This window comes from Nonomuraea sp. NPDC002799, assembly GCF_053592075.1.
This window is the reverse complement of sequence record NZ_JBSFVA010000020.1, coordinates 14278-35136: the sequence shown is the minus strand read 5'-3', so window position 1 is coordinate 35136 and position 20859 is coordinate 14278. Positions and strand designations below refer to the sequence as shown.

Annotated in this window: 21 protein-coding genes and 1 tRNA gene; 17 read left to right on the top strand and 5 right to left on the bottom strand. The window is 68.4% G+C overall.

Annotation, left to right across the window (positions count from 1 at the left end):
- Positions 1–26 precede the first annotated feature (26 nt).
- The gene (locus tag ACWD0F_RS31110) at positions 27–1172 is read left to right on the top strand and encodes an acetyl-CoA C-acetyltransferase (RefSeq protein WP_449881571.1); all 1146 of its coding nucleotides are present in this window, start codon (positions 27–29) and stop codon (positions 1170–1172) included.
- A gap of 23 nt (positions 1173–1195) precedes the next feature.
- Here the strand turns inward: ACWD0F_RS31110 and ACWD0F_RS31105 are convergent, their stop codons facing one another.
- Entirely contained in the window at positions 1196–2653 is a 1458-nt protein-coding gene (locus ACWD0F_RS31105; protein WP_449881568.1) for a serine hydrolase domain-containing protein, read from the bottom strand.
- Between the two features lie 200 nt (positions 2654–2853).
- Between ACWD0F_RS31105 and ACWD0F_RS31100 the strand changes: the two genes are divergently transcribed.
- The 4 genes from ACWD0F_RS31100 to ACWD0F_RS31085 all read left to right on the top strand — a co-directional run bounded on the left by ACWD0F_RS31100 (position 2854) and on the right by ACWD0F_RS31085 (position 8040).
- Positions 2854–4725 (top strand): acyl-CoA dehydrogenase family protein, encoded by a 1872-nt coding sequence (locus ACWD0F_RS31100; RefSeq protein WP_449881565.1) that lies wholly within the window; start codon positions 2854–2856, stop codon positions 4723–4725.
- Between the two features lie 209 nt (positions 4726–4934).
- Positions 4935–6200: an extracellular solute-binding protein gene (locus ACWD0F_RS31095; protein ID WP_449881563.1), complete on the top strand. Its 1266-nt coding sequence runs from the start codon at positions 4935–4937 to the stop codon at positions 6198–6200.
- 68 nt (positions 6201–6268) lie between these two features.
- Positions 6269–7153: a carbohydrate ABC transporter permease gene (locus ACWD0F_RS31090; protein ID WP_449881561.1), complete on the top strand. Its 885-nt coding sequence runs from the start codon at positions 6269–6271 to the stop codon at positions 7151–7153.
- Entirely contained in the window at positions 7153–8040 is an 888-nt protein-coding gene (locus ACWD0F_RS31085) for a carbohydrate ABC transporter permease (RefSeq protein WP_449881558.1), read from the top strand. Before ACWD0F_RS31090 ends, ACWD0F_RS31085 begins: the two co-directional genes overlap by 1 nt.
- 27 nt (positions 8041–8067) lie before the next feature.
- Here the strand turns inward: ACWD0F_RS31085 and ACWD0F_RS31080 are convergent, their stop codons facing one another.
- Positions 8068–8802, bottom strand: a complete 735-nt coding sequence (locus ACWD0F_RS31080) for a class I SAM-dependent methyltransferase (protein ID WP_449881556.1) — start codon at positions 8800–8802, stop codon at positions 8068–8070.
- A 125-nt stretch (positions 8803–8927) separates the two neighbouring features.
- Between ACWD0F_RS31080 and ACWD0F_RS31075 the strand changes: the two genes are divergently transcribed.
- On the top strand, positions 8928–9467 hold the full coding sequence (locus ACWD0F_RS31075) for an RNA polymerase sigma factor (RefSeq protein ID WP_449881553.1): 540 nt from the start codon (positions 8928–8930) through the stop codon (positions 9465–9467).
- Entirely contained in the window at positions 9454–10314 is an 861-nt protein-coding gene (locus ACWD0F_RS31070) for a hypothetical protein (protein WP_449881551.1), read from the top strand. The genes ACWD0F_RS31075 and ACWD0F_RS31070 overlap by 14 nt, the downstream gene beginning before the upstream one ends.
- Here the strand turns inward: ACWD0F_RS31070 and ACWD0F_RS31065 are convergent.
- A complete protein-coding gene (locus ACWD0F_RS31065; protein WP_449881549.1) occupies positions 10303–11325 on the bottom strand; it encodes an adenosine deaminase in 1023 nt (340 codons plus the stop codon). The two genes, ACWD0F_RS31070 and ACWD0F_RS31065, sit on opposite strands and share 12 nt — an antisense overlap.
- Before the next feature lie 74 nt (positions 11326–11399).
- Here ACWD0F_RS31065 and ACWD0F_RS31060 point away from each other — a divergent pair, with 74 nt between their 5' ends.
- Both ACWD0F_RS31060 and ACWD0F_RS31055 read left to right on the top strand, forming a co-directional pair.
- Complete coding sequence (locus tag ACWD0F_RS31060; RefSeq protein WP_449881547.1) at positions 11400–12047, top strand: hypothetical protein; 648 nt, start codon at positions 11400–11402, stop codon at positions 12045–12047.
- 53 nt (positions 12048–12100) lie between these two features.
- A complete protein-coding gene (locus ACWD0F_RS31055; protein ID WP_449881545.1) occupies positions 12101–12616 on the top strand; it encodes a hypothetical protein in 516 nt (171 codons plus the stop codon).
- A 37-nt stretch (positions 12617–12653) separates the two neighbouring features.
- Here ACWD0F_RS31055 and ACWD0F_RS31050 read toward each other — a convergent pair whose 3' ends face one another.
- On the bottom strand, positions 12654–13862 hold the full coding sequence (locus tag ACWD0F_RS31050) for a pyridoxal phosphate-dependent aminotransferase (protein ID WP_449881543.1): 1209 nt from the start codon (positions 13860–13862) through the stop codon (positions 12654–12656).
- Between the two features lie 167 nt (positions 13863–14029).
- Between ACWD0F_RS31050 and ACWD0F_RS31045 the strand changes: the two genes are divergently transcribed.
- The 5 genes from ACWD0F_RS31045 (at position 14030) to rplA (ending at position 16860) form a co-directional block, all read left to right on the top strand.
- Positions 14030–14102: transfer RNA gene (locus ACWD0F_RS31045), tRNA-Trp, on the top strand.
- A 77-nt stretch (positions 14103–14179) separates the two neighbouring features.
- Positions 14180–14425: a preprotein translocase subunit SecE gene (gene secE, locus ACWD0F_RS31040; protein WP_449881541.1), complete on the top strand. Its 246-nt coding sequence runs from the start codon at positions 14180–14182 to the stop codon at positions 14423–14425.
- 240 nt (positions 14426–14665) lie between these two features.
- On the top strand, positions 14666–15448 hold the full coding sequence (gene nusG, locus ACWD0F_RS31035) for a transcription termination/antitermination protein NusG (RefSeq protein ID WP_449881942.1): 783 nt from the start codon (positions 14666–14668) through the stop codon (positions 15446–15448).
- Positions 15449–15648: 200 nt separating this feature from the next.
- On the top strand, positions 15649–16080 hold the full coding sequence (gene rplK, locus ACWD0F_RS31030; RefSeq protein WP_449881539.1) for a 50S ribosomal protein L11: 432 nt from the start codon (positions 15649–15651) through the stop codon (positions 16078–16080).
- A gap of 60 nt (positions 16081–16140) precedes the next feature.
- Positions 16141–16860: a 50S ribosomal protein L1 gene (gene rplA / locus ACWD0F_RS31025; protein ID WP_449881537.1), complete on the top strand. Its 720-nt coding sequence runs from the start codon at positions 16141–16143 to the stop codon at positions 16858–16860.
- A gap of 212 nt (positions 16861–17072) precedes the next feature.
- Here rplA and ACWD0F_RS31020 read toward each other — a convergent pair whose 3' ends face one another.
- Positions 17073–18104 carry a helix-turn-helix domain-containing protein gene (locus tag ACWD0F_RS31020; protein ID WP_449881536.1) on the bottom strand — a complete coding sequence of 344 codons (1032 nt, stop codon included), beginning with the start codon at positions 18102–18104 and terminating at the stop codon, positions 17073–17075.
- Between the two features lie 52 nt (positions 18105–18156).
- Between ACWD0F_RS31020 and ACWD0F_RS31015 the strand changes: the two genes are divergently transcribed.
- From ACWD0F_RS31015 to rplJ, 3 genes are all read left to right on the top strand, one after another.
- Entirely contained in the window at positions 18157–18552 is a 396-nt protein-coding gene (locus ACWD0F_RS31015) for a cupin domain-containing protein (RefSeq protein ID WP_449881533.1), read from the top strand.
- Between the two features lie 684 nt (positions 18553–19236).
- Complete coding sequence (locus ACWD0F_RS31010; protein WP_449881531.1) at positions 19237–20058, top strand: LppX_LprAFG lipoprotein; 822 nt, start codon at positions 19237–19239, stop codon at positions 20056–20058.
- 237 nt (positions 20059–20295) lie between these two features.
- A complete protein-coding gene (gene rplJ / locus ACWD0F_RS31005; RefSeq protein WP_449881529.1) occupies positions 20296–20820 on the top strand; it encodes a 50S ribosomal protein L10 in 525 nt (174 codons plus the stop codon).
- The last annotated feature ends 39 nt before the right edge of the window (positions 20821–20859 follow it).

Below are 20859 nucleotides of genomic sequence, written 5' to 3'. Positions count from 1 at the left end.
ATAATGCTCGGTTTCCAGGAGGCACTGTGGCAGAGGCGTACATCGTCGGGGCGGTTCGCACCCCCGTCGGCAAGAAGAAGGGCGGCCTTTCCACCGTCCACCCCACTGACCTGGCCGCGCACACGCTGAGGGCGCTCATCGACCGCACCGGGGTCGATCCCGAGGCGGTCGAGGACGTCATCATGGGGTGCGTCATGCAGTTCGGCCCCCAGAGCATGGACATCGCGCGCAACGCCTGGTTGTCCGCGGGTCTGCCCGAGACCACCGCCGGCGTCACGATCGACCGGCAGTGCGGCTCCTCACAGCAGTCCATCCACTTCGCCGCCCAGGGCGTGCTGTCCGGCACCCAGGATCTGGTCGTGGCGGCCGGCGTCGAGTCGATGAGCGTCGTGCCCATGGGCTCCTCGATCACGGCCGCGCTGGAGAAGGGCATGCCGTTCCCGTTCGGCGACAAGTGGGTCGAGAGGTACGGCAAGCAGGAGATCTCGCAGTTCCGCGGCGCGGAGCTGATGTGCGAGAAGTGGGGCTACACCCGCGAGGTGCTGGAGCAGTACGCGTTCGAGTCGCACCAGCGGGCCGCCAAGGCCATCGCGAACGGCTACTTCAAGGACCAGATCGCCCCCATCAACGGCGTCGAGGACGACGAGGGTCCGCGCGCGGACACGACGCTGGAGAAGATGGGCGGCCTGAAGACCCTGAAGGAGGGCGGCCAGATCACCGCCGCCACCTCCTCGCAGATCTCCGACGGCTCGGGCGCGGTGCTGATCGCCTCCGAGGACGCGGTCAGGGAGCACGGGCTGACGCCGCGCGCCCGCATCCACCAGCTCGCGCTCATGGGCGACGACCCGATCTACATGCTCACCGCGCCGATCCCGGCCACCCACCGGGCGCTCAAGAAGGCGGGCATGAAGATCGAGGACATCGACGTCGTCGAGATCAACGAGGCGTTCGCGCCGGTGCCGCTGGCCTGGATGAAGGAGCTCGGCGCCGACCCGGCCCGCGTCAACCCCAACGGCGGCGCCATCGCGCTCGGCCACCCGCTGGGCGGCACGGGCACCATCCTGATGACCAAGCTCCTGCACGAGCTGGAGCGCACGGGCGGCCGCTACGGGCTGCAGACGATGTGCGAGGGCGGCGGCCAGGCCAACGTCACGATCATCGAACGGCTCTGACGCGATCACCGGCACCCCGGCCACTACGGCCGGGGCGCCGGGTCCCGTCGGCCGGCTTGCCGGGTCCGGTCCGCTGAACCCAGCCGCGTCCCGTCCGCTGAACGCGGCCAGGCCGCGACTCTGGCCGCCGCGACGATCACCCCCGCCAGCGCCATCACCACCAGGGAGATCGACAACGGCGCGGGGAAGTAGGCGAGCTGCTCCCAGGTGACCGTCCGGCCGTTCGACAGGAACGAGATCACATCCGGGTAGGCGGCCAGCACCGCCGCCGGCAGCAACACGGGCACCAGCCGCAGCCCGATCCGCCACCACGGCCGGCCCGCCCGCCTGGCGGTCCACCGGCGGGCCCGCAGCACGCCCAGGATGCCCAGCCCGGCCGCGACCGCCGCCATCGCGCCCAGCACGAGCTCGAACAGCTGCCGGTCGCCCCCTGGGGCCTCTGGGGTCCGGCCCTCGCTCATCGCCGTCAGGCCGAGCATGATGGCGTAGGTCTCGTCGGTCAGCGCGGCGCTGTTGCTCATGACGGCGAAGCCGTATCCGGTCTTGGGGGAGACGGCCTCGGCGGCGGTGTAGGTGAACAGGTTCCCCGAGTGGGTGAGCTGTCCCGTGTCCTCCTCGATGCTCCAGCCCATGCCGTAGTCCTGGATCTCGGTGGGCGCGTGCATGGTCTCCAGGCTCTGCCGCTTGACCAGCGGGCTGCCGTCGCCCGTCTGGGCGATCAGCCACTTGCCCATGTCCGCCGCGGTGGTGATGACGCCGCCGGCGCCGCTGTCGTCGTGGAAAGCCGGCATCTCGGGCCGGGGAAGCCAGGCGCCGAAGATCGAGTTGTAGCCGTCGGCCGGTCTGACCACCTGCTCGCTGACGGCGCTGGACTTCATGCCGAGCGGGCCGAAGATGCGGTCCCGCATGAAGTCGCCGAACCGCAGGCCGCTCGCCACCTCGACCAGCCTGGCGGCCAGGTCGTAGTTGACGTTGCAGTACTCCCAGTCGGTGCCGGGCTCGGCGGCGAGCCGGGAATCGGCCAGGCGGGCGGTGTAGTCGGCCAGGGAGGTGGCCTCCTCCACCCGGCCGATGTCGACCGTGGTGTCCGACAGGCCGGAGGTCTGGTTGAGCAACTGGCGCACGGTGATCCTGGCCGCGCGCGGGTCCGCCATCGCGAAGCCGGGAAGCTGCCCGGCCACCGGCTCGTCCAGCGCGATCTTGCCGCGCTCCACGAGCGTCATCACCGCCATCGCGGTGAACGACTTGCTGAGCGAGGCCACGCGCATCGGGGTGTGCTCGGTGACCGGGCGTCCCTCGGAGTCATGGCCGTACCCGGCGGCGTGCACCACCTCGCCGCCGTGCGTCACGACCACCGACAAGCCGGGCAGCCCGGTCGACTCCATCGCCTGCCGCAGGTAGGCGTCGATGGCGGCGGGCGTCATCTGGGGGGCCGGGGTGAGGGTCAGCGCGGCTGAGAGGCCGATCAAAAGGATCTTCACTGGTTCTCTCCGTTTCAGGGTGACGGGAGAAACCTAGAAGGGGGAGTCCGTCCTTCGGATCGGCCGTCCGTCCAGAACCATCCCTGACGAAAGTCAGGTCGATGCTCGCCGTTCCAACAAAATCCGGTTATAAACGGCGCAAGGCGCCGTCAGGCGGGCAGTACCCACTAGCACAAGACGGCGCAACGTCTGGAGGTGCTATGACCGAGCACGCCAAGTACGCGGAGTCCAGGCAGGTCGGTGAGCAGGCCCGGGAGAAGGAGTGGACCCGGCCGAGCTTCGCCAAGCAACTCTTCCTCGGAGACTTCCGGCTGGATCTCGTGCATCCGGCGCCCACGCTCTCCGATGAGGCGACCAAGCGGGGTGAGGAGTTCGTCCGGGCCGTGCGGCGCTACCTGGACGCGCACGTCGATCCCGCCCTCATCGAGCGCACCGCCCAGGTGCCGGACGACGTGGTGCGCGGCCTGGCGGAGCTCGGCGCGTTCGGGATCACGATCAGCGAGGAGTACGGCGGCCTCGGGCTGCCCTACCTGTACTACTGCCGCACGCTCACGCTCATCGGCTCCTACTGCCCGGCGCTGGCCACGCTGCTGTCGGCGCACCAGTCGATCGGGGTGCCGCAGCCGCTCAAGCTGTTCGGCACCGAGGAGCAGAAACGAGAGTTCCTGCCCCGGTGCGCCAGGGGCGAGATCTCGGCGTTCCTGCTGACCGAGCCCGACGTCGGCTCCGACCCCGCTCGCCTGTCCACCACCGCCGTCCGCGACGGCGACGACTACGTGCTCGACGGCGTCAAGTTGTGGACGACGAACGGCGTCGTCGCGAACCTGCTCGTCGTCATGGCCAGGACGGGCAAGAAGATCAGTGCGTTCGTGGTCGAGGCGGACTCCCCGGGCATCACGGTCAAGCGGCGCAACAGCTTCATGGGGCTGCGCGGGATCGAGAACGGCGTCACCGAGTTCTCCCAGGTCCGGGTCCCGGCCAGGAACCTGATCGGCAAGGAGGGGCACGGCCTCAAGATCGCGCTCACCACGCTGAACACCGGCCGCCTGTCCCTTCCCGCGACCTGCGCGGGCAACGCCAAGTGGGCCGTCAAGATCGCCAGGGAGTGGGGCAACGCGCGCGTGCAGTGGGGCCACAAACTCGGCCGGCACGAGGCCGTGGCCACGAAGATCGCCTTCATCGCGGCCACCGCGTACGCGCTCGACGCCGTCTGCGAGCTCACCAGCCGCCTGGCCGACGACCAGCGCAACGACATCAGGATCGAGGCGGCCCTGGCCAAGCTGTACGCCTCGGAGTTGTCGTACCAGGCGCTGGACGAGCTGGTCCAGATCAGAGGCGGGCGCGGCTACGAGAGCGCCGAGTCGCTGGCCGCCAGGGGCGAGCGCGGCGTGCCCGCCGAGCAGATGTTGCGCGACTCCCGCATCAACCGCATCTTCGAGGGCTCCTCCGAGATCATGCGGCTGATGATCACCAGGGAGGCGGTGGACGCCCACCTGACGGCGGCCGGCGAGCTGATCAACCCGGAGGCGTCCCGGCAGGAGCGCGCCCAGGCCCTGGGCCGGGCCAGCCGCTTCTACGCCAGGTGGCTGCCCACGCTGGTCGCCGGGACCGGCAACCTGCCCACCTCGTACGCCGAGTTCGGCCCCCTGGCCGGGCACCTGCGCTTCGTGGAGCGGACCAGCAGGAAGGTGGCCAGGTCCACCTTCTACGGCATGTCCCGCTGGCAGGGCGGCCTGGAGCACAAGCAGGGCTTCCTCGGCAGGATCGTCGACATAGGGGGCGAGCTGTTCGCCATGACGGCGGCGTGCGTCAAGGCGCACGAGGACGCGCGGGACCTCGGGCGCAGGCCGTACGAGCTCGCCGACACCTTCTGCCACCAGGCCAGACGCCGCGTGGCCGCGCTCTTCGAGCGGCTCTGGGACAACAGCGACGACGAGGACGTGCGGCTGGCCGGGTACGTGCTGGACGGCCGCTACACCTTCGTCGAGGAGGGCATCCTCGACCCGTCCATCGAGGGACCGTGGATCGGCGCACCCCAGGGCGGGGAGAACGTCCGGCGGAAGATCACCTGACGTCCGGTCTAGACCGGTTGTGCGCATAATCGGTCGTGAGTGTTGCCAAACCGCAATAAGCCGGTATAGACCGCCTCCGCAACGCAGGCTTACGCTGACGCAAACGCGTGGAGCTGCGGCCCGCGCGGTTCCATCCCCCAGGGCGGAGTCCGCTGGCTGGTACGGACCAGCTTCACCCGTCCGACGAGAAGGCGGTATCACCGGTGAACATGAAGCTTCTGGGCGGCGCCGCTCTCGGCCTCGCCACGATGCTGGTCCTGTCGAGCTGCGGCTCCGGCGGCTCGGACGGCGGAGGCGGCACCCAGGCCTCGGGCGGCGGTCAGGTGACGCTCAAGATGGTCGCCGCCGACTACGGCGACGGACCCGGCAAGCCGAACTCGGGCGAGACGTTCTGGAAGGGCGTCGTGGACGAGTTCCAGGCCGCCAATCCCACCATCAAGGTCGACGTCCAGGTCATCAACTGGAACGACATCGACAAGCAGGTCGCCACCATGGTCCAGAACGGCCAGGTGCCCGACATCCTGCAGACCGGCGACTACTCCGGCTTCGTCAAGGACCAGCTCCTGTACAAGACGGACGAGGTCCTGTCCCCGAACGTCTCCAGCGACATGCTGCAGAAGTTCGCGGAGTTCGGCAAGGTCGACGGGACGGCGTACGGCATCCCGTTCGTCTCCTCCGCCCGCGCCCTGTTCTACAACAAGGACCTGTTCACCAAGGCCGGCGTCGCCGAGCCGCCGAAGACCTGGGACGAGCTCAAGGCCGCCGCCGAGAAACTGAAGGCGGCCGGCGTGACGCAGCCGTTCGGCCTGCCGCTCGGCCAGGAGGAGGCCCAGGGCGAGTCGTTCCTGTGGATGCTCGGCAACGGCGGCGGCTACAAGGACGCCGCCGGCAAGTGGGCGATCGACTCGGCGCAGAACGTCGAGACCTTCACCTACCTGAAGGGCCTGGTCGACGCCGGGCTGACCACCCCCAACCCGGGCACCAAGGACCGCAAGACGGTCTGGGAGGACTTCGGCGCCGGCAAGGTCGGCATGGTCAACGGCGGACCCATGTCCATCCCGATCTTCGACGCGGCCGGGCTGAAGAACTACGGCGTCGTGCCGATCCCCGGCAAGGCCGGCGCGCTCGACACCACGCTCGGCGTCATGGACTGGATCATGGCGTTCAACAAGAACGGCCACGCCGCCGAGATCAAGAAGTTCTTCGACTTCTTCTACACCGGCAGCGCGGCCACGAAGATCAGCGACACGTACAAGCTGCTGCCCGTCACCAACGGCGGCATCCAGAAGCTGGCGAGCGACGAGAAGCTCAAGCCGTTCCTCGACGCGCTGCCCAACGCGAGCTTCTACCCGTTCCAGGACCCGAAGTGGGCCGAGGTGAACCCGGCGATCAAGCAGACCATCGGCGGGGCCGTCAAGGACGACCCGGCCAAGGTTCTCGGTGAGCTCCAGAAGACCGCGGAAGCGGCCGGCTGATCCACCGAGGGTCCGTACGGCCGGCGCTTCCCCGGATGCGCCGGCCGTACCGTCATGGAAGGTTGCTCATGAGAAGGTTGCGCGCCCTCGAACCCCTCGCCTGGGTCGGGCCCGCCGTGGTGCTGATCGCGCTGGTCGTCGTCTGGCCCGTGATCGAGATGATCAGGTCGTCGTTCCTCAAGATCAGCCGGTTCGGCGTGGTCCAGGGCGGCAACGGCTTCGCGAACTACGACAAGTTGTTCGCCGAGAAGGACTTCGCCGACATCATGGTCCGCAGCGTGATCTGGGTGGTCGCGGTCGTCGTGCTCACCGTGCTGATCTCGCTGGCCCTCGCCCAGCTGTTCAACCAGCGCTTCCCGCTGCGCAAGCTCGCCCGCTGGGCGCTGATCGCGCCGTGGGCGGCGTCCGTGCTGATGACGGCGATCATCTTCAAGTGGATGCTCGACCCCGAGGTCGGCGTGATCAACCAGATCCGCCTCAAACTCGGGCTGATCGACGCGATGGGCGGCGCGGCGGCCGACCAGCTCGGCGACGCCTCGACCGCGATGCCGTGGCTGATCTTCGTCGCGGTCTTCGTGTCGGTGCCGTTCACCACGTACGCGCTGCTGGCCGGCCTGGCCACGATCCCGTCCGACGTCTACGAGGCCGCCCGGATGGACGGCGCCGGGCTGCTGCGGACCTACTGGTCGATCACGCTGCCGCTGCTGCGCCCCGCGCTCACCGTGGCGGCGCTGATCAACGTCATGAACGTCTTCAACAGCTTCCCGATCATCTGGGCCATGACCCGCGGCCAGCCCGGCTATTCCACCACCACCTCGACCATCCTCATGTACCTCCTGAAGAACTCCAACATCGGCGAATCGGCCGCCATGTCGGTCGTCAACTTCGGCATGGTGATCGTCCTGACCCTGGTCTTCCTCAAGGTGTCGCGCTGGAACAAGGAGGTGGCGTGATGGCCGTCGACACGGTGCCCAAGACCGCCGCACCGCACCACCACGCCCGGCCGCGAGGATCGGGGCCGGGCCGCATGCCCAGGCTCAAGACGGTGATCGTCGCGGCCTGCGCGTACGTCATCGCGTTCATCTTCCTGTTCCCGTACGTGGTGATGCTGCTGACCTCGCTGCGCTCCCAGGGCTCGCTGCGCGACGTGACGTTCTGGCCCGACGAGTGGGTGTGGTCGAACCTCGCGGACTTCTGGACCAGCGGCCTGGCGGGCAACCTGTGGGTGACGCTCAAGGTCGCCGGCGGCTCGACGCTGCTCGTGCTGCTGGTGGCGCTGCCGGCGGCCTACTACACGGCCCGGCACGACTTCCGGGGGCGCACCGCGTTCCTGATCCTGGTGCTGATCACGCAGATGTTCCAGCCCACCGCGATGCTCGTCGGGATTTATCGGGAGTTCTACCAGTTCGGGCTGGTGGACTCCATCTGGTCGCTGATCCTGGTCAACGGCGGGTTCAACCTGGCGTTCGCGGTGTGGATACTCAACGCCTACTTCGCCTCGATCCCGCGGGAGCTGGAGGAGGCGGCGTTCATCGACGGGAACGGGCGCTTCGGCGCCCTGTTCAGGATCACGCTGCCGCTGGCCATGCCGGGCGTCATCACCGCGCTGATCTTCACGTTCATCGCCGCGTGGAACGAGTTCGTGGTCGCGCTGACCCTGACCACCACCCCGGCGAACCAGCCGCTCACCGTGGCGCTCAACTCGTTCGTCGGCCAATATCAGGTGGACTGGCAGAACCTGTTCGCCGGGTCGGTGATCGCCACGATCCCGGTGATCATCCTGTTCGCGCTGATCGAGCGGAAGGTGGTGGGCGGCCTCACCGCCGGCTCGATCAAGTGACCGCGCCCGGGGCCCTCCACCAGAGGTCTACTTCTGGGGCACCCGGGCCACGCAGAACACCGTCTGGCCGAAGGGCGGCCGGATGAAACGCTCGATGAAGCGGGTCGTCGGCACCACCGTGCGGTCATAGATCTTGACCAGCCGCGGGTCCGGGTAGCCGACGCCGCCCCGGCGCACGGCCGCCCACCAGGCGATGCCGCCCAGGAAGTTGATCGGCTTGAGCACGTCGACGTCGAGCCCCGCCTTGGCGACCGTCGCGCGCAGCGTCTTGGGCGTGTAGCGCTGGACGTGGCCCACCTTGCGGTCGAAGTCGCCGTAGAGCTGCGGGTAACCGGGCACCCAGATGATGATCCGGCCGCCGGGCAGCGTGACGCGGGCCAGCGAGCGCAGGGCCTCGGCGTCCTCCTCGATGTGCTCCAGGACGTTCATCATGACGACGGTGTCGACCTTGTCCTCAAGCGGGATGTCCGTCGGCAGCCCGAACTGCAGGACGCCGATGTCGTCGCGGCCCTCGAAGCGCTTTTCGAGCTGCTCGACGCAGTAGGGGTCGAAGTCGCTGACGACGAGCCTGTCGAGGCGCGGCAGGAACTGCTCGGCGAAGTGGCCGAGCCCCGAGCCGATCTCCAGCATCGAACGGCCGACATGCGGAGCGACCATGTCGAACTCGTACTGCCGATAGTTCTTGGCCTCGTCCCCACCCAGGTGGTTCTCCAGGGCCTCGTCACCGGCCGCCGGTTGCACTACACGGTCATACCCAGACATAGTCCCGTTCCTTCAAGGCGGCTCACGGATTGCCCGAGTCTAGTGCCCCGATCAGGCCCGAGGGTCACATGCCGGACGAAGACCCTTCCCTCACGGCCCGCCGATGCGGTGGAATCTGACTCGTCATGGACGACGACGAGGCGATCGCCCGCTCGCTGGACGGAGACCTTGCTGCCTACGAGGAGCTGGTCGCCCGCTACAGCGCGCTCGCGCACCGGACCGCCGCCATGCTCGGCGCCGGTGACGAGGCCGAGGACGTGGTGCAGGAGGCGTTCGTCAAGGCGTTCCGGCATCTGGCGAGTTTCCGCAGGGACGCGCCGTTCCGCCCGTGGCTGCTGCGGATCGTGGTCAACGAGACCCACAACCTCACCCGGTCGCGGGGGCGCAGGTCCGATCTGGCGCTCCGGCTCGGCTCCGTCGCCGACGTACGCGCGCCCGACGACCCCGAAGGCGCGGCGATGGCCGCCGACCGGCGCTCGCGGTTGCTCGCGGCCGTCCGCGGGCTGCCCGAGCGGGAACGCCAGGCCGTCGTCTGCCGGTACTTCTTACAGCTGACGGAGGCGGAGACCGCGCAGGTGCTCGACTGGCCCGTCGGCACCGTGAAGTCCAGCACCCATCGGGGGCTGGCCCGGCTGAGGGAGGAGGTGGGCAATGAGCTCGCGTGAGCCTTTCGACGACCTGGAAGCCGAGCTGCTGGCGCTCGGTGAGCTCCTCGACGTGCCCAGCCCGCAGCCCTCCGACGTCGCCGCCGCCGTCCGCGCCCGCCTCGCCGACGCACTGCCCGCCGACGCCCTGCCCGCCGACGGCCTGCCCGCCGCCGATCCCCTGCCTTCTGACGGCCACTCCGCTGATCCCGAGCGCTCGCCCGATCCGGCGCATGGGCCCTTCCCGAGCCCGGTCCTGCCTCAGCCCCGGAGGCCGGCGCGGCGCGCCCGGCGGACGCGGTGGCGGGTGGTCGCGGCCGTGGTCGTGGTCGTCATCGCCATCACGGCCGCGACCCCCCAGGGCCGCGCCGCCGTTCGGACGATCCTGCGTTTCGCCGGCATCGAGTTCCGGATCGGCGACACGACGCCCGAGCCCGTCACCACCACGGCCCCCATGCCCGGCGAGCACCCCGTGCCCACCGCCGAAGTGACAAGCGCCAGGTTCGGGGTCAAGACGCTGACCGCCCTCGGACCACCGCAGCGGGCCACGGTCGCCGACGGCGGCAGGGTGGTGTCGATGTTCTGGCCCGGCGGCGTCAGGCTCGACCAGTTCGACGGCGGCGTCGACCCGATCCTGTTCAAGAAGCTCGGCCCGCCCGGCCCCGACTGGCTCGAGGTGGGCGTCTACGACGCGTGGTGGGTGCCGGGCGAGCACCCGCTCGGCTACATCCGCCGCCAGGACGGCACCGAGGTGCCCCTGCGCCAGGCCGGCCCCACCCTCATCTGGCAGCAGGAAACGCTCGGCCTGCGCCTGGAAGGCGTGCGGACGCGGGAAGAGGCCGTCCGCATCGCCGGGTCACTCCGGTGAGCTCGTGAGCCAGTCGTCCACGCCCTTGAGCAACTCCTTGCGTACGGACTCGGGGGCGGCGGACGACCGGATGGACTGCCGGGCCAGCTCGGCCACCTCGGCGTCCTTGAAGCCGTAGACGTCCCGGGCCAGCTCGTACTGCCGCAACAGCCGCGTACCGAACAACAGCGGGTCATCCGCCCCCAGCGCGATCGGCACCCCCGCGTCGAACAGCCGCCGCAGCGGCACGTCGGCGGCCTTCTCGGCCACCCCCAGCCCCACGTTGGAGGTGGGGCAGATCTCGCAGCAGATCTGCCGGTCGGCCAGCCGTTGCATCAGCCGATCGTCCTCGGCCGCGCGCACCCCGTGCCCGACCCGGTCGGCGCCCAGGTCGTCGACGCACTGCGCGACGCTGCGCGGCCCCATCAGCTCGCCCCCGTGCGGTACGGCCACCAGGCCGCCCCGCTTGGCGATCCGGAAGGCCCGCTCGAAGTCGCGTGCCTGGCCCCGGCGCTCGTCGTTGGACAACCCGAAGCCGACCACGCCCTGGCGGGTGTACTGAAGGGCGAGCCTGGCCAGCGTGTTCGCGTCGAGCGGATGCCGGGTCCTGTTGGCCGCCACGATCACCGCGATGCCGATCCTGGCGTGCTCGGCCGCGTTCGCCACGGCGTCCAGCATCAGCTCCAGCGTGGCCGTCAGGCCGCCGAAACGTTGCGCGTAGCCCGACGGGTCCACCTGGATCTCCAGCCATCGCGACCCGGCCGCCACCTCGTCCTCCGCCGTCTCCCGCATCAGCCGGTAGACGTGCTCGGGCTGGGTCAGCACGGACCTGGCGATGTCGTACAGCCGCTGGAACCTGAACCAGCCACGCTCGTCGGTGGCCCGCAACCTGGGCGGCCAGTCCTGCTCCAGGGCGTCGGGCAGATGCATGCCCTGCGCCCAGGCCAGCTCGATCAGCGTGGAGTGCCGCATGGAGCCGGTGAAGTGCAGGTGGAGATGGGCCTTCGGAAGCGTGTGCAAGGGCCGTGGCATTTACATATCTTGCCATTCAACCTGGCAGTGGGTTCGTGGGTTGCGGACGAGGGCGGACGGGGGATCAAGGAGGCATGATGCCTGAGGGGCTCGGCGGCGGCATCGGGCAGGGATGGCGCGCGGTGTTCGCGACGGTGGCGCTCGGCGTGACGGCCTTCGTCATCTACGGGCTGTTCGCCTCGGGCTTCGGCCGCCCCCGTCCCGCCGCCTCCGTACCGGTCGTGCTGGAGGCGCCCGCCCCCACCGCCATGGAGACCTTCGCGCCGTCCGCGCCTGTTCCGTCCGTGTCTGTTCCGTCCGCTTCTGGGGCGGTCGGACCGGTTCGCGGCGTGTCGTCGGTTCAGGCCACCCTCGCGGTGATCTCCGATGACCTCTGGCTCACCTACCTGCCCGCCGGGCTCGTCCGCGGCGGCGGGCAAGCGATCCGGGGGCCGGGCGACTGGGCCATGTTCCGCTCCTCCGCCGGGTACGTCGAGGGTCACGTCGAGCACGGCGCCGCCACGGCCTCGTGGCAGAGTTTCCGGGAGCGGATCGGCCTGCTCAACGCCCATGTCACCACGGTGCGCGGCAAGCCCGCCGTGATCGGCGCGCACCCGGGCGGCGGGCTGCTGATCGCCTGGCTGGAGCGCGCCGGCACGGGCGCGTGGATCCGGGTCAGCGACTCGCTCGGCAAAGAACTGCTCGCTATTGCCGCCTCGGCCAGAGCTCCTGTAGGAGACTAGAAGCCTTTTCCCCGTCCTTTTCGCGGGAATTACCACTTACGTCAGGGGGGTCGATGCGGCGTCTGGCAGCGGGGTTCCTCCTGCTCGCGCTGACCGCCTGCGGGACCGGCGGCGAGGCGCCGCGGCCCCGCGCCGAGGAGACGGCCCCTGCCACGCCGCCGCTCGCCGAGCCGGTGCCGGGCAAAAGCTCCGGGCGGCTGGGCTGCGGCGCCACCAAGGTGGCGTTCCCGGCCATGCCCGCGGGCCTGACCAGGGAGGGTTCGTTCGCCCGTCTGGGGTCGCTCACCCGCCGGCTCACGGTCAAGGGCACGACCTGGCGGGAGAACGACGAGCAGGTGTACGTCGGGGTGGTGTGCGGGGTGCGCGCGGCCGAACAGTTCGCCACGCTGGTCGACAGGTCGACGCTGACGGCGTACAAGGGGCGGCCGGCGCTGCGCTGGACCACCAGGACCGGGATGTACAACTTCATGTGGCTGGCGCGCCCGGGCACGGCCGTCTACATCGCGGCCACGCCCGGACTCGCCACGGAGATCAAGCCGATCGCCGCCGGCGTCACCACCTCAGGCTGACCCCGCCTTCGCCCGGCGCGGCAGGTGGCCGGAGGGCTCAGCGTGCTTCGGACAGGAGCTTGGCCAGGCGGGCGATCCCTTCGGCCAGGTCGTCATCACCGAGCGCGTAGGACAGCCGGAAGTAGCCCGGCGTGCCGAACGCCTCCCCGGGCACCACCGCCACCTCGGCCTCCTCCAGGATCAGCTCCGCCAGCTCACTCGACGACTGCGGCCGCTTGCCGCGCAGCTCCTTGCCGATCAGCTCCTTGACCGACGGATAGACGTAGAACGCCCCCTTCGGCTCAGGGCAGAACACGCCCGGGATCTCGTTGAGCAGCCGCACGATCGTCCGCCGCCGCCGATCGAACGCCGTGCGCATCTCCGCCACCGCCGACAGATCGCCGGAAACCGCCGCGAGCGCCGCCATCTGCGCGACGTTGGAGACGTTGGAGGTGGCGTGGGACTGCAGGTTGGTGGCCGCCTTCACCACGTCGGCGGGACCGATCAGCCAGCCCACGCGCCAGCCGGTCATCGCGTACGTCTTGGCCACGCCGTTGAGGATCACGACCCGGTCGCCCAGCTCGGGAACGGCCGTGGCGATGCTGGTGAACTCGGCGTCTCCGTACACGAGATGCTCGTAGATCTCGTCGGTGACGACCCACAGGCCGTGCTCGGCCGCCCAGCGGCCGATCGCCACCGTCTCCTCGCGGGAGTAGACGGCGCCCGTCGGGTTGGACGGCGAGACGAACAGCAGGACCTTCGTCCGCTCGGTGCGCGCGGCCTCAAGCTGCGCCACGCTCGCCAGGTAGCCGGTGGACTCGTCGGCCACCACGTCGACCTGCACGCCCCCCGCCAGCTTGATCGCCTCGGGGTAGGTCGTCCAGTAGGGGGCGACGACCAGCACCTCGTCGCCCGGGTCGAGCAGCGTCGCGAACGCCTGGTAGACGGCCTGCTTGCCGCCGTTGGTGACGAGCACCTGCGAAGCCTCGACGGCGTAGCCGGAGTCGCGCCGGGTCTTGGCGGCGATGGCCTGCTTGAGCTCAGGGAGGCCGCCCGCCGGGGTGTACTTGTGGAAGCGGGGGTTGCCCGCCGCCTCGATCGCCGCCTCGACGATGTAACCGGGCGTCGGGAAGTCGGGCTCACCGGCGCCGAAGCCGATGACGGGGCGTCCAGCCGCCTTCATCGCCTTCGCCTTGGCGTCGACGGCCAGCGTGGCGGACTCGGAAATCGCGGAAATTCTCGCTGAGATGCGCGGTCGGATGGACATGCCTCCATGCTCCCACGCGGCCCCGACGCGCGCGTGACCTGGGCGATCACCAATCGGTTCGACGTACCCGGCAATCCCCCGTATGATTTCGCTGGTCCTGCCGCCGCATGTCGGCGCGCGGTTCGGTCTAGGCAGTGAGTCGATCGGGGTAGGCTGGTCGATGACATAGGGCACTGGCGCAATTGGTAGCGCACCGGTCTCCAAAACCGGCGGTTGGGGGTTCGAGTCCCTCGTGCCCTGCGAGTGCGGTCCGCGCAATAATGGCGTGTAAGCGCGCCGCAAAACTGCGTTGGATACGACAGATTCAGGTGAGGACTGTGGCGATCGACACGCGCGGCGAGACCGCAGGCAAGCCGAGTGGCGAAAAGAAGACACGCACTTCACCTGCCCTTTTCTATCGGCAGGTCGTCAACGAGCTCCGCAAGGTCATTTGGCCGACACGCAAGGATCTCGTCACCTACACCACGGTTGTTCTGATATTCGTTCTGATCATGGTCGGGATCGTGTACGGGCTCGACGCCGCCCTTGGCTGGGCGGTCCTCCGCGTCTTCGGCGGGCAGTAAGTAAGCCTGCGCACGCCGCATGGTGTCCACTGACGGGGACGCCATTCGATACGACGAAAGAGGAAAGGTCACGTGTCCGAGTCTTCTGTTCCGGCCGAGGACCCTCGCGACAAGCGGGGCGACGAGCTCGGAGAATCCACTGACAAGTGGGGCGACGAGCTGGGTGAGGCCCGCGACGAGGGCGTCGAGGCGACCCTTGAGGAGGCCGACGAGGCCGAGGTCGAGGAGACTCCTGCCGCGCTGGAGGACGCTGCCGTAGCGGCCTCCGCTGAGGCGGACTCCGACGACGAGGACTCCGAGGATTCCTACGACGAGGACTCCTACTCCGACGACGATGACGAGGACTCTGACGACGACTCCGAGGACGAGGAGTCCGACGAGGCGGACGCCGTGGCGGAGTCCGCTGAGGCGGAGGAAGAGGACCTTCCCGAGGTTGACCCGGTCGAGGAGTTCAAGACCACGCTGCGGGGCCAGCCCGGCGAGTGGTATGTGATTCACTCCTACGCCGGTTACGAGAACCGGGTGAAGTCCAACATCGAGAGCCGCAACGTGTCGCTCAACATGGAGGACTACATCTACCAGGTCGAGGTGCCGACGCACACCGTCCAGGAGTTCAAGAGCGGCAAGAAGGTTCCGGTCAAGGAGCGGGTGCTGCCCGGCTACGTGCTGGTGCGCATGGAGCTGACCGACGAGTCCTGGGCCGCCGTGCGTAACACGCCTGGCGTGACCGGTTTCGTGGGCCTGTCCAACAAGCCGAGCCCGCTCAGCCTCGACGAGGTCGCCAAACTGCTGGCGCCGGAGCCGACCGAGGAGAGCAAGAAGGCCTCCAGCAAGACGGCCACGGGCCCGACGGTCGAGTTCGAGATCGGCGAGTCGGTCACGGTCATGGACGGTCCCTTCGCCACGCTGCCCGCCTCGGTGAGCGAGATCAGCCCCGAGTCGCAGAAGCTCAAGGTGCTCGTCTCGATCTTCGGCCGCGAGACTCCGGTGGAGCTCTCGTTCAACCAGGTCTCAAAGATCTAAGACGATCACATACACTTAGACGTTCGGCTGGCCGCCTTCGCGACCAACGAGACCCATCGCACGATGGACTGCCGCCAATGACTTTGGCCAGACGCGGCAGTGCGGTGTGGCGGGTCGCTCGTTGAGTAAGGCGGCCTCCGACATGTCGGGCCGTAACCGCGGCACTGACGGCATCGCAATCAGGACCCGGAGAAGGACGAATGCCTCCGAAGAAGAAAATTGCCGCACTGGTGAAGGTCCAGCTTCCCGCTGGACAGGCCACCCCGGCGCCGCCGGTGGGTACCGCCCTCGGTCCCCACGGCGTCAACATCATGGAGTTCGTCAAGCAGTACAACGCTGCGACGGAGTCTCAGCGGGGCAACATCATCCCCGTCGAGATCACCATTTTCGAAGACCGTAGCTTCACCTTCATCACGAAGACGCCGCCGGCGCCTGAGCTGATCAAGAAGACCCTCGGTCTCGACAAGGGCAGCGCTGTCCCGCAGCGTGACAAGGTCGGCCGGCTGAGCCGCGAGCAGCTTCGCAGCATCGCCGAGACGAAGATGCCCGACCTCAACGCCAACGACATCGAGGCGGCCGAGAAGATCATCGCCGGCACCGCCCGGTCGATGGGCATCACGGTAGCCGACTAACTTTCCCCAGTCCGTGGGAGGGCCTTGCCACACGAGGCCCGCGTACCACAAGGAGTCATCATGAAGCGCAGCAAGGCGCACAAGGACGCGGAAGCCAAGATCGACCGCGACAAGCTCTACACGCCCGCCGACGCCGCGAAGCTGGCCAAGGAGACGTCGGCCACCAAGTTCGACGCCACCGTCGAGGTCGCGCTGCGGCTGGGCGTCGACCCGCGCAAGGCCGACCAGATCGTGCGCGGCACGGTCAACCTCCCGCACGGCACCGGCAAGACCGCCCGGGTCCTGGTCTTCGCGACCGGTGACCGTGCCGAGACGGCCCGCGAGGCGGGCGCTGACATCGTCGGCGCCGACGAGCTGATCGACGAGATCGCCAAGGGCAACCGGCTCAACGAGTTCGACGCCGTCGTGGCGACCCCGGACATGATGGGCAAGGTCGGCCGCCTGGGCCGCGTGCTCGGTCCGCGTGGTCTCATGCCCAACCCGAAGACCGGCACCGTGACGCCCGACGTCGCCAAGGCCGTGACGGAGATCAAGGGCGGCAAGATCGAGTTCCGCACCGACCGGCAGGCCAACCTGCACTTCATCATCGGCAAGACGTCGTTCCCCGAGCGCCAGCTCATCGAGAACTACGCCGCCGCCCTTGACGAGGTGCTGCGTCTCAAGCCGTCGGCCGCCAAGGGCCGCTACCTGAAGAAGGTCACCTTCTCCACGACGATGGGCCCGGGCGTCCCGGTCGACCCCAACGTCACCCGTGGCCTGGTCGGCGACGCCGCCGAATAACGCTTCTTCCGGCCGGCGGGACAGGTGCCCGCATCTGTCCTCCGGCCGAGCAGGTGTTCTTCAGACAGACGAAGAGCCTCGTCCGCTTTCGCGGGCGGGGCTCTTTTCTGCTTCTCGGCGCTTATCCGCACCAGGCCGATCTTGGCAACTGGGGCGCCGCCATCGCCGGGTCAGGCAGTCTGTTTGCTGCCGGCGCGACGGCAGACGTTGAGTCACGGTTCGTTGTGGCCTGTTAGGAGGTCAGGTCGATCCCTGCCTATCCCCGGGCCGAATCGGTGCCGGTATTCCAACGGAGTGAGCCCGATCTTGCGACGCATCAGCGCACGCAAATTGGTAGCGGTGCCCAGCCCGCTGTGCCGCGCGACCGTCTCGAAGCGCGACTCGCCCCGCTCAATCAGCCGGCATGCCAGGGCGAGTCGTTCGCCTGTGAGCCACGCCAGCGGTGTGGTGCCCATCTGCACCTGGAAACGGCGGTGCAGGGTGGCCGGACTGACCGAGGCGCGCGCTGCGAGGTCGGACACCGTAAGCGGGGCGTCCAGATGCTCCTGCGCCCAGGAAAGGATAGGCGCCAAGGACTCGTCCGGCACCACAGGCACGGGCCGCTCCACGAACTGCCGTTGCCCACCGTCGCGGTGGGCGGCGAAGACGAGCCGTCGGCTCACAGAGTTGGCGACTTCCGCGCCGTGATCGCGGCGGACGATGTGCAGGCCGAGGTCGAGCGCGGCTGCGCTCCCCGCGGCCGTGAGGATGTCGCCGTCGTCCACGAACAACACGTCTGTTTCGAGCCGGACAGAAGGGAAGCGGGCCCGGAAGGAATCCGCCCACTGCCAGTGCGCGGTGGCCTGGCGCCCGTCGAGGACTCCTGCCTCGGCCAGGGTGAAAGCACCGCTGCAGAAGCCGACCAGGCGGGCGCCGCGCGCATGCGCCCGCCGGATGGCATCGAGCACGGCGGTTCTTCGGGGCACCTCGACGTCGGGACGGTTGGGGACGATCAACGTATCTGCCGATTCGGCCGCTTCCAGGCCGGCGACGCCCGTGAGTGTGAAGAACCCGTCCCTCATCAGGGTGCGCGGCTCGGGGGAACACAGGCGAAAGTCGTAGAGATCGCGTCCGAGCTCGGGTCTGCGCAGGCCGAAGATCTCGGTCGCGCAGCCCAGCTCGAAGGGGTTGGAGTTCTCGTCCACGATCACGATGACCCGGTGCGGGCCCGCAGCATGGGCGACGTGCGAGGATCCTTGCGTCATATGCTATTCCTAGCACTCACGCCGAGCATGCTCGATGGACCAGGATTTATGCGTGAGCATCGAACCCATTGTCCTCAGTAAGGCCCTCGCCACCTTCGACGACCTGTGGAGCCCTCGCATCGTCACGCGCGTCAACGACTACGACGTACGCATTGCCAAGGTCGAGGGCGAGCACATCTGGCACGTCCATGACGACACTGACGAGTTCTTCCTGGTTCTCGATGGGGAGCTGCACATCTCCTTGCGTGAGCCCGGTGGGGAGCGCGCGGTCCGGCTCCCTGCGGGCGCGGTATTCACCGTCCCCCGCGGCACGGAGCACAAGCCGTCTGCGCCCACCGGAGCCGCGATTCTCATGTTCGAGCCCACGGGGACACCGACGGTCGGCGACCGCCATGCCGAGATCCCTGACCACATCGACGCAACGACAGGGCACGCGCTCGGATCCTGAGGACGTACCTCTCCGCCGCCGCCCAGGGATACCGGGTCAGGTTCGTCCGCTGCTTCGGGTTGACGTTCAGCATCGGGCAGCGGATGCGGGCTTCTCTGAACTACGGGCTTCTGCTGGGCCCGCACCACGTCAGCGAGGTCGTCGGCCAGTTGAGGGTTGCTCGACGCTTGGTCCGCCCGTGTGCGGCATCTGGACGTAGCCTTCGGCAGGCACGGGAAGCGCCTCGACGCATGTCGTCGAGAACACCTGCGGCGTCGACTCCTCACTCATCCGCTCACAGTAATGTCACAGCAGGCGAGGTGTATGTGCGATTTCGGTGCTCAATGATCTTCGCTCCTGGTGATGGGCATGCCGGGACCGACGACTGTCGCAGCCGCGTCCCCTTCGGGATGACGAAGATCTGTCTGCGGCAGGTCACCGGGCTGCAGTCGCTCAAGGCAAGGTTCTCCAGGTACTCGGTGACCGGGCGGATCTCCTCGGTGGCCGGTCGACAACGACGACCGTTGGACGCCATGCCCTCGTCCCGGGGCCATTTCTTCCTGGCGGTGCGGTCACCTTCGCGTTTCCCTGGTGCGGTGTGTTGTGAAGGGAGCGTGCAGAACTTGTGGGGGAGAACCCTGGGTTTTCCCCTATTTGTGCGGGGAAGAAGCAACGACACCAGAACTTAAACGTAGGGTCAAAGACATGCTGAAGCGCACGATAGGACTCACCGCGGCCGGTGCCGCGCTCGTTGTTGCGGCGGTCGCGGGTTGTGGATCGAACGCCCAGCCGATCCAGATCAATCTGGCCGCCTCGGAAGTGCTCAACCAGGCCGCGCAGAAGACCGCGGAAGTCACCAGTTACACGGTCGACGCCGTGGTCAACGTCGGGAGCCCGCAGGAGGGCAACGGCAAGGTGCAAGGGCGCATGGTCTACCAGAGCAAGCCCCAGCTCGCCGTGGACCTCACCCTCGACAGCATCGACATGGGCGGCAGGAGCCTGCCGGGCGGCGTGCGCGCCGTGCTGCAGGGCGACACCGTCTACGTCAAGGTCGAGGCGCTCAAGGAGCTGGTGGGCGCCACGAAGCCGTGGATCAAGGTCTCGCTCAGCGAGGCGGGCAACTCCAGCGAGGTGAACCAGTACCTGGGCCAGATCCAGCAGTTCGATCTGGGCAACGTGACCAAGCTGGTCACCGCATCGAAGGACGTGAAGTCCGTCGGCAACGAGACCGTCAACGGCGACGACACCACGCACTACAGCGGCTCGTTCCCGGTCGACGCGGCCGTGCAGCAGCTTCCTGCCGACGAGCAGGAGCAGGCTCGTACGGGCCTGGCCGAGCTCAAGGACGTCAAGTTCGACATCTGGGTGGGCTCGGACGGCCTGCCGCGCAAGCTCGCGCTGAACGGTGCCAAGGAGGGCGCCACGCTCGACGCCACCCTGTTCTTCAAGGGCTTCAACGAGCAGGTGAAGATCGAGGCCCCGCCCGCCGACCAGGTCGGCGAGCTGCCCAAGGGCACGACCAACTGAGAACGATTTGGAAACTCGGCGGCCAGCACGTAGTGTGGTCGTTGCCAAAGACCGCCGGTCGTTGTCAGGTGCCTCATAGCCTGATGACCGAAGGATCCACGTCATGTGGACGGCCCGCGCAGGTGTGATACGAGTTTCCCATATGGTCTGATCCATATGTGCGAGCCCCGTGCGCCCTGCGCCCGGGGCTGTTCTCATTTCAGCGCCTTCGCCGGTGGCACATCTGGAAGGAGGCCCATGGCGAGGGCGGATAAGGCGACAGCGGTTGCCGAGCTCAAGAGCGAGTTCGAAGGCAGCGCTGCCGCCGTTCTGACCGAGTACCGCGGTCTCACCGTCGCGCAGCTCAAGGAGCTGCGCGTCTCTCTCGGTGAGAATGCGAAGTTCGCCGTGGCGAAGAACACTCTGACCAAGATCGCGGCTGATCAGGCCGGTCTGTCGGGCCTTGAGGGCCTGCTCGCCGGTCCGACCGCGATCGCCTTCGTCAACGGTGACGTTGTCGAGGCGGCCAAGGGTCTGCGTGACTTCGCCAAGGCCAATCCCCTCCTGGTGATCAAGGGCGGTGTCCTCGACGGCAGGACGCTCGACGCCGCCGAGATCACCAAGCTTGCCGACCTCGAGTCCCGCGAGGTTCTCCTCGCGAAGCTTGCTGGCGCGCTCAAGGCGAAGCAGAGCGGTGCTGCCGCGCTGTTCGCCGCGCTGCCCACGCAAATGGCTCGGCTGGCCGAAGCCCTGCGCGCGAAGCGCGACGAGGCGGGCGAGTAACACGGGGATTGCCGCACTTCCCGCGGTCCCGGTCCTAGT

What these genes read in the sequence shown, in the direction of transcription:
- ACWD0F_RS31100 (WP_449881565.1), top strand. Translation starts at nt 2,854, where the DNA reads ATGACCGAGCACGCCAAGTACGCGGAGTCCAGGCAGGTCGGTGAGCAG.
- ACWD0F_RS31095 (WP_449881563.1), top strand. Translation starts at nt 4,935, where the DNA reads ATGAAGCTTCTGGGCGGCGCCGCTCTCGGCCTCGCCACGATGCTGGTC.
- ACWD0F_RS31090 (WP_449881561.1), top strand. Translation starts at nt 6,269, where the DNA reads ATGAGAAGGTTGCGCGCCCTCGAACCCCTCGCCTGGGTCGGGCCCGCC.
- ACWD0F_RS31085 (WP_449881558.1), top strand. Translation starts at nt 7,153, where the DNA reads ATGGCCGTCGACACGGTGCCCAAGACCGCCGCACCGCACCACCACGCC.
- ACWD0F_RS31080 (WP_449881556.1), bottom strand. Translation starts at nt 8,802, where the DNA reads ATGTCTGGGTATGACCGTGTAGTGCAACCGGCGGCCGGTGACGAGGCC.
- ACWD0F_RS31075 (WP_449881553.1), top strand. Translation starts at nt 8,928, where the DNA reads ATGGACGACGACGAGGCGATCGCCCGCTCGCTGGACGGAGACCTTGCT.
- ACWD0F_RS31070 (WP_449881551.1), top strand. Translation starts at nt 9,454, where the DNA reads ATGAGCTCGCGTGAGCCTTTCGACGACCTGGAAGCCGAGCTGCTGGCG.
- ACWD0F_RS31065 (WP_449881549.1), bottom strand. Translation starts at nt 11,325, where the DNA reads ATGCCACGGCCCTTGCACACGCTTCCGAAGGCCCATCTCCACCTGCAC.
- ACWD0F_RS31060 (WP_449881547.1), top strand. Translation starts at nt 11,400, where the DNA reads ATGATGCCTGAGGGGCTCGGCGGCGGCATCGGGCAGGGATGGCGCGCG.
- ACWD0F_RS31055 (WP_449881545.1), top strand. Translation starts at nt 12,101, where the DNA reads ATGCGGCGTCTGGCAGCGGGGTTCCTCCTGCTCGCGCTGACCGCCTGC.
- ACWD0F_RS31050 (WP_449881543.1), bottom strand. Translation starts at nt 13,862, where the DNA reads ATGTCCATCCGACCGCGCATCTCAGCGAGAATTTCCGCGATTTCCGAG.
- rplK (WP_449881539.1), top strand. Translation starts at nt 15,649, where the DNA reads ATGCCTCCGAAGAAGAAAATTGCCGCACTGGTGAAGGTCCAGCTTCCC.
- rplA (WP_449881537.1), top strand. Translation starts at nt 16,141, where the DNA reads ATGAAGCGCAGCAAGGCGCACAAGGACGCGGAAGCCAAGATCGACCGC.
- ACWD0F_RS31020 (WP_449881536.1), bottom strand. Translation starts at nt 18,104, where the DNA reads ATGACGCAAGGATCCTCGCACGTCGCCCATGCTGCGGGCCCGCACCGG.
- ACWD0F_RS31010 (WP_449881531.1), top strand. Translation starts at nt 19,237, where the DNA reads ATGCTGAAGCGCACGATAGGACTCACCGCGGCCGGTGCCGCGCTCGTT.
- rplJ (WP_449881529.1), top strand. Translation starts at nt 20,296, where the DNA reads ATGGCGAGGGCGGATAAGGCGACAGCGGTTGCCGAGCTCAAGAGCGAG.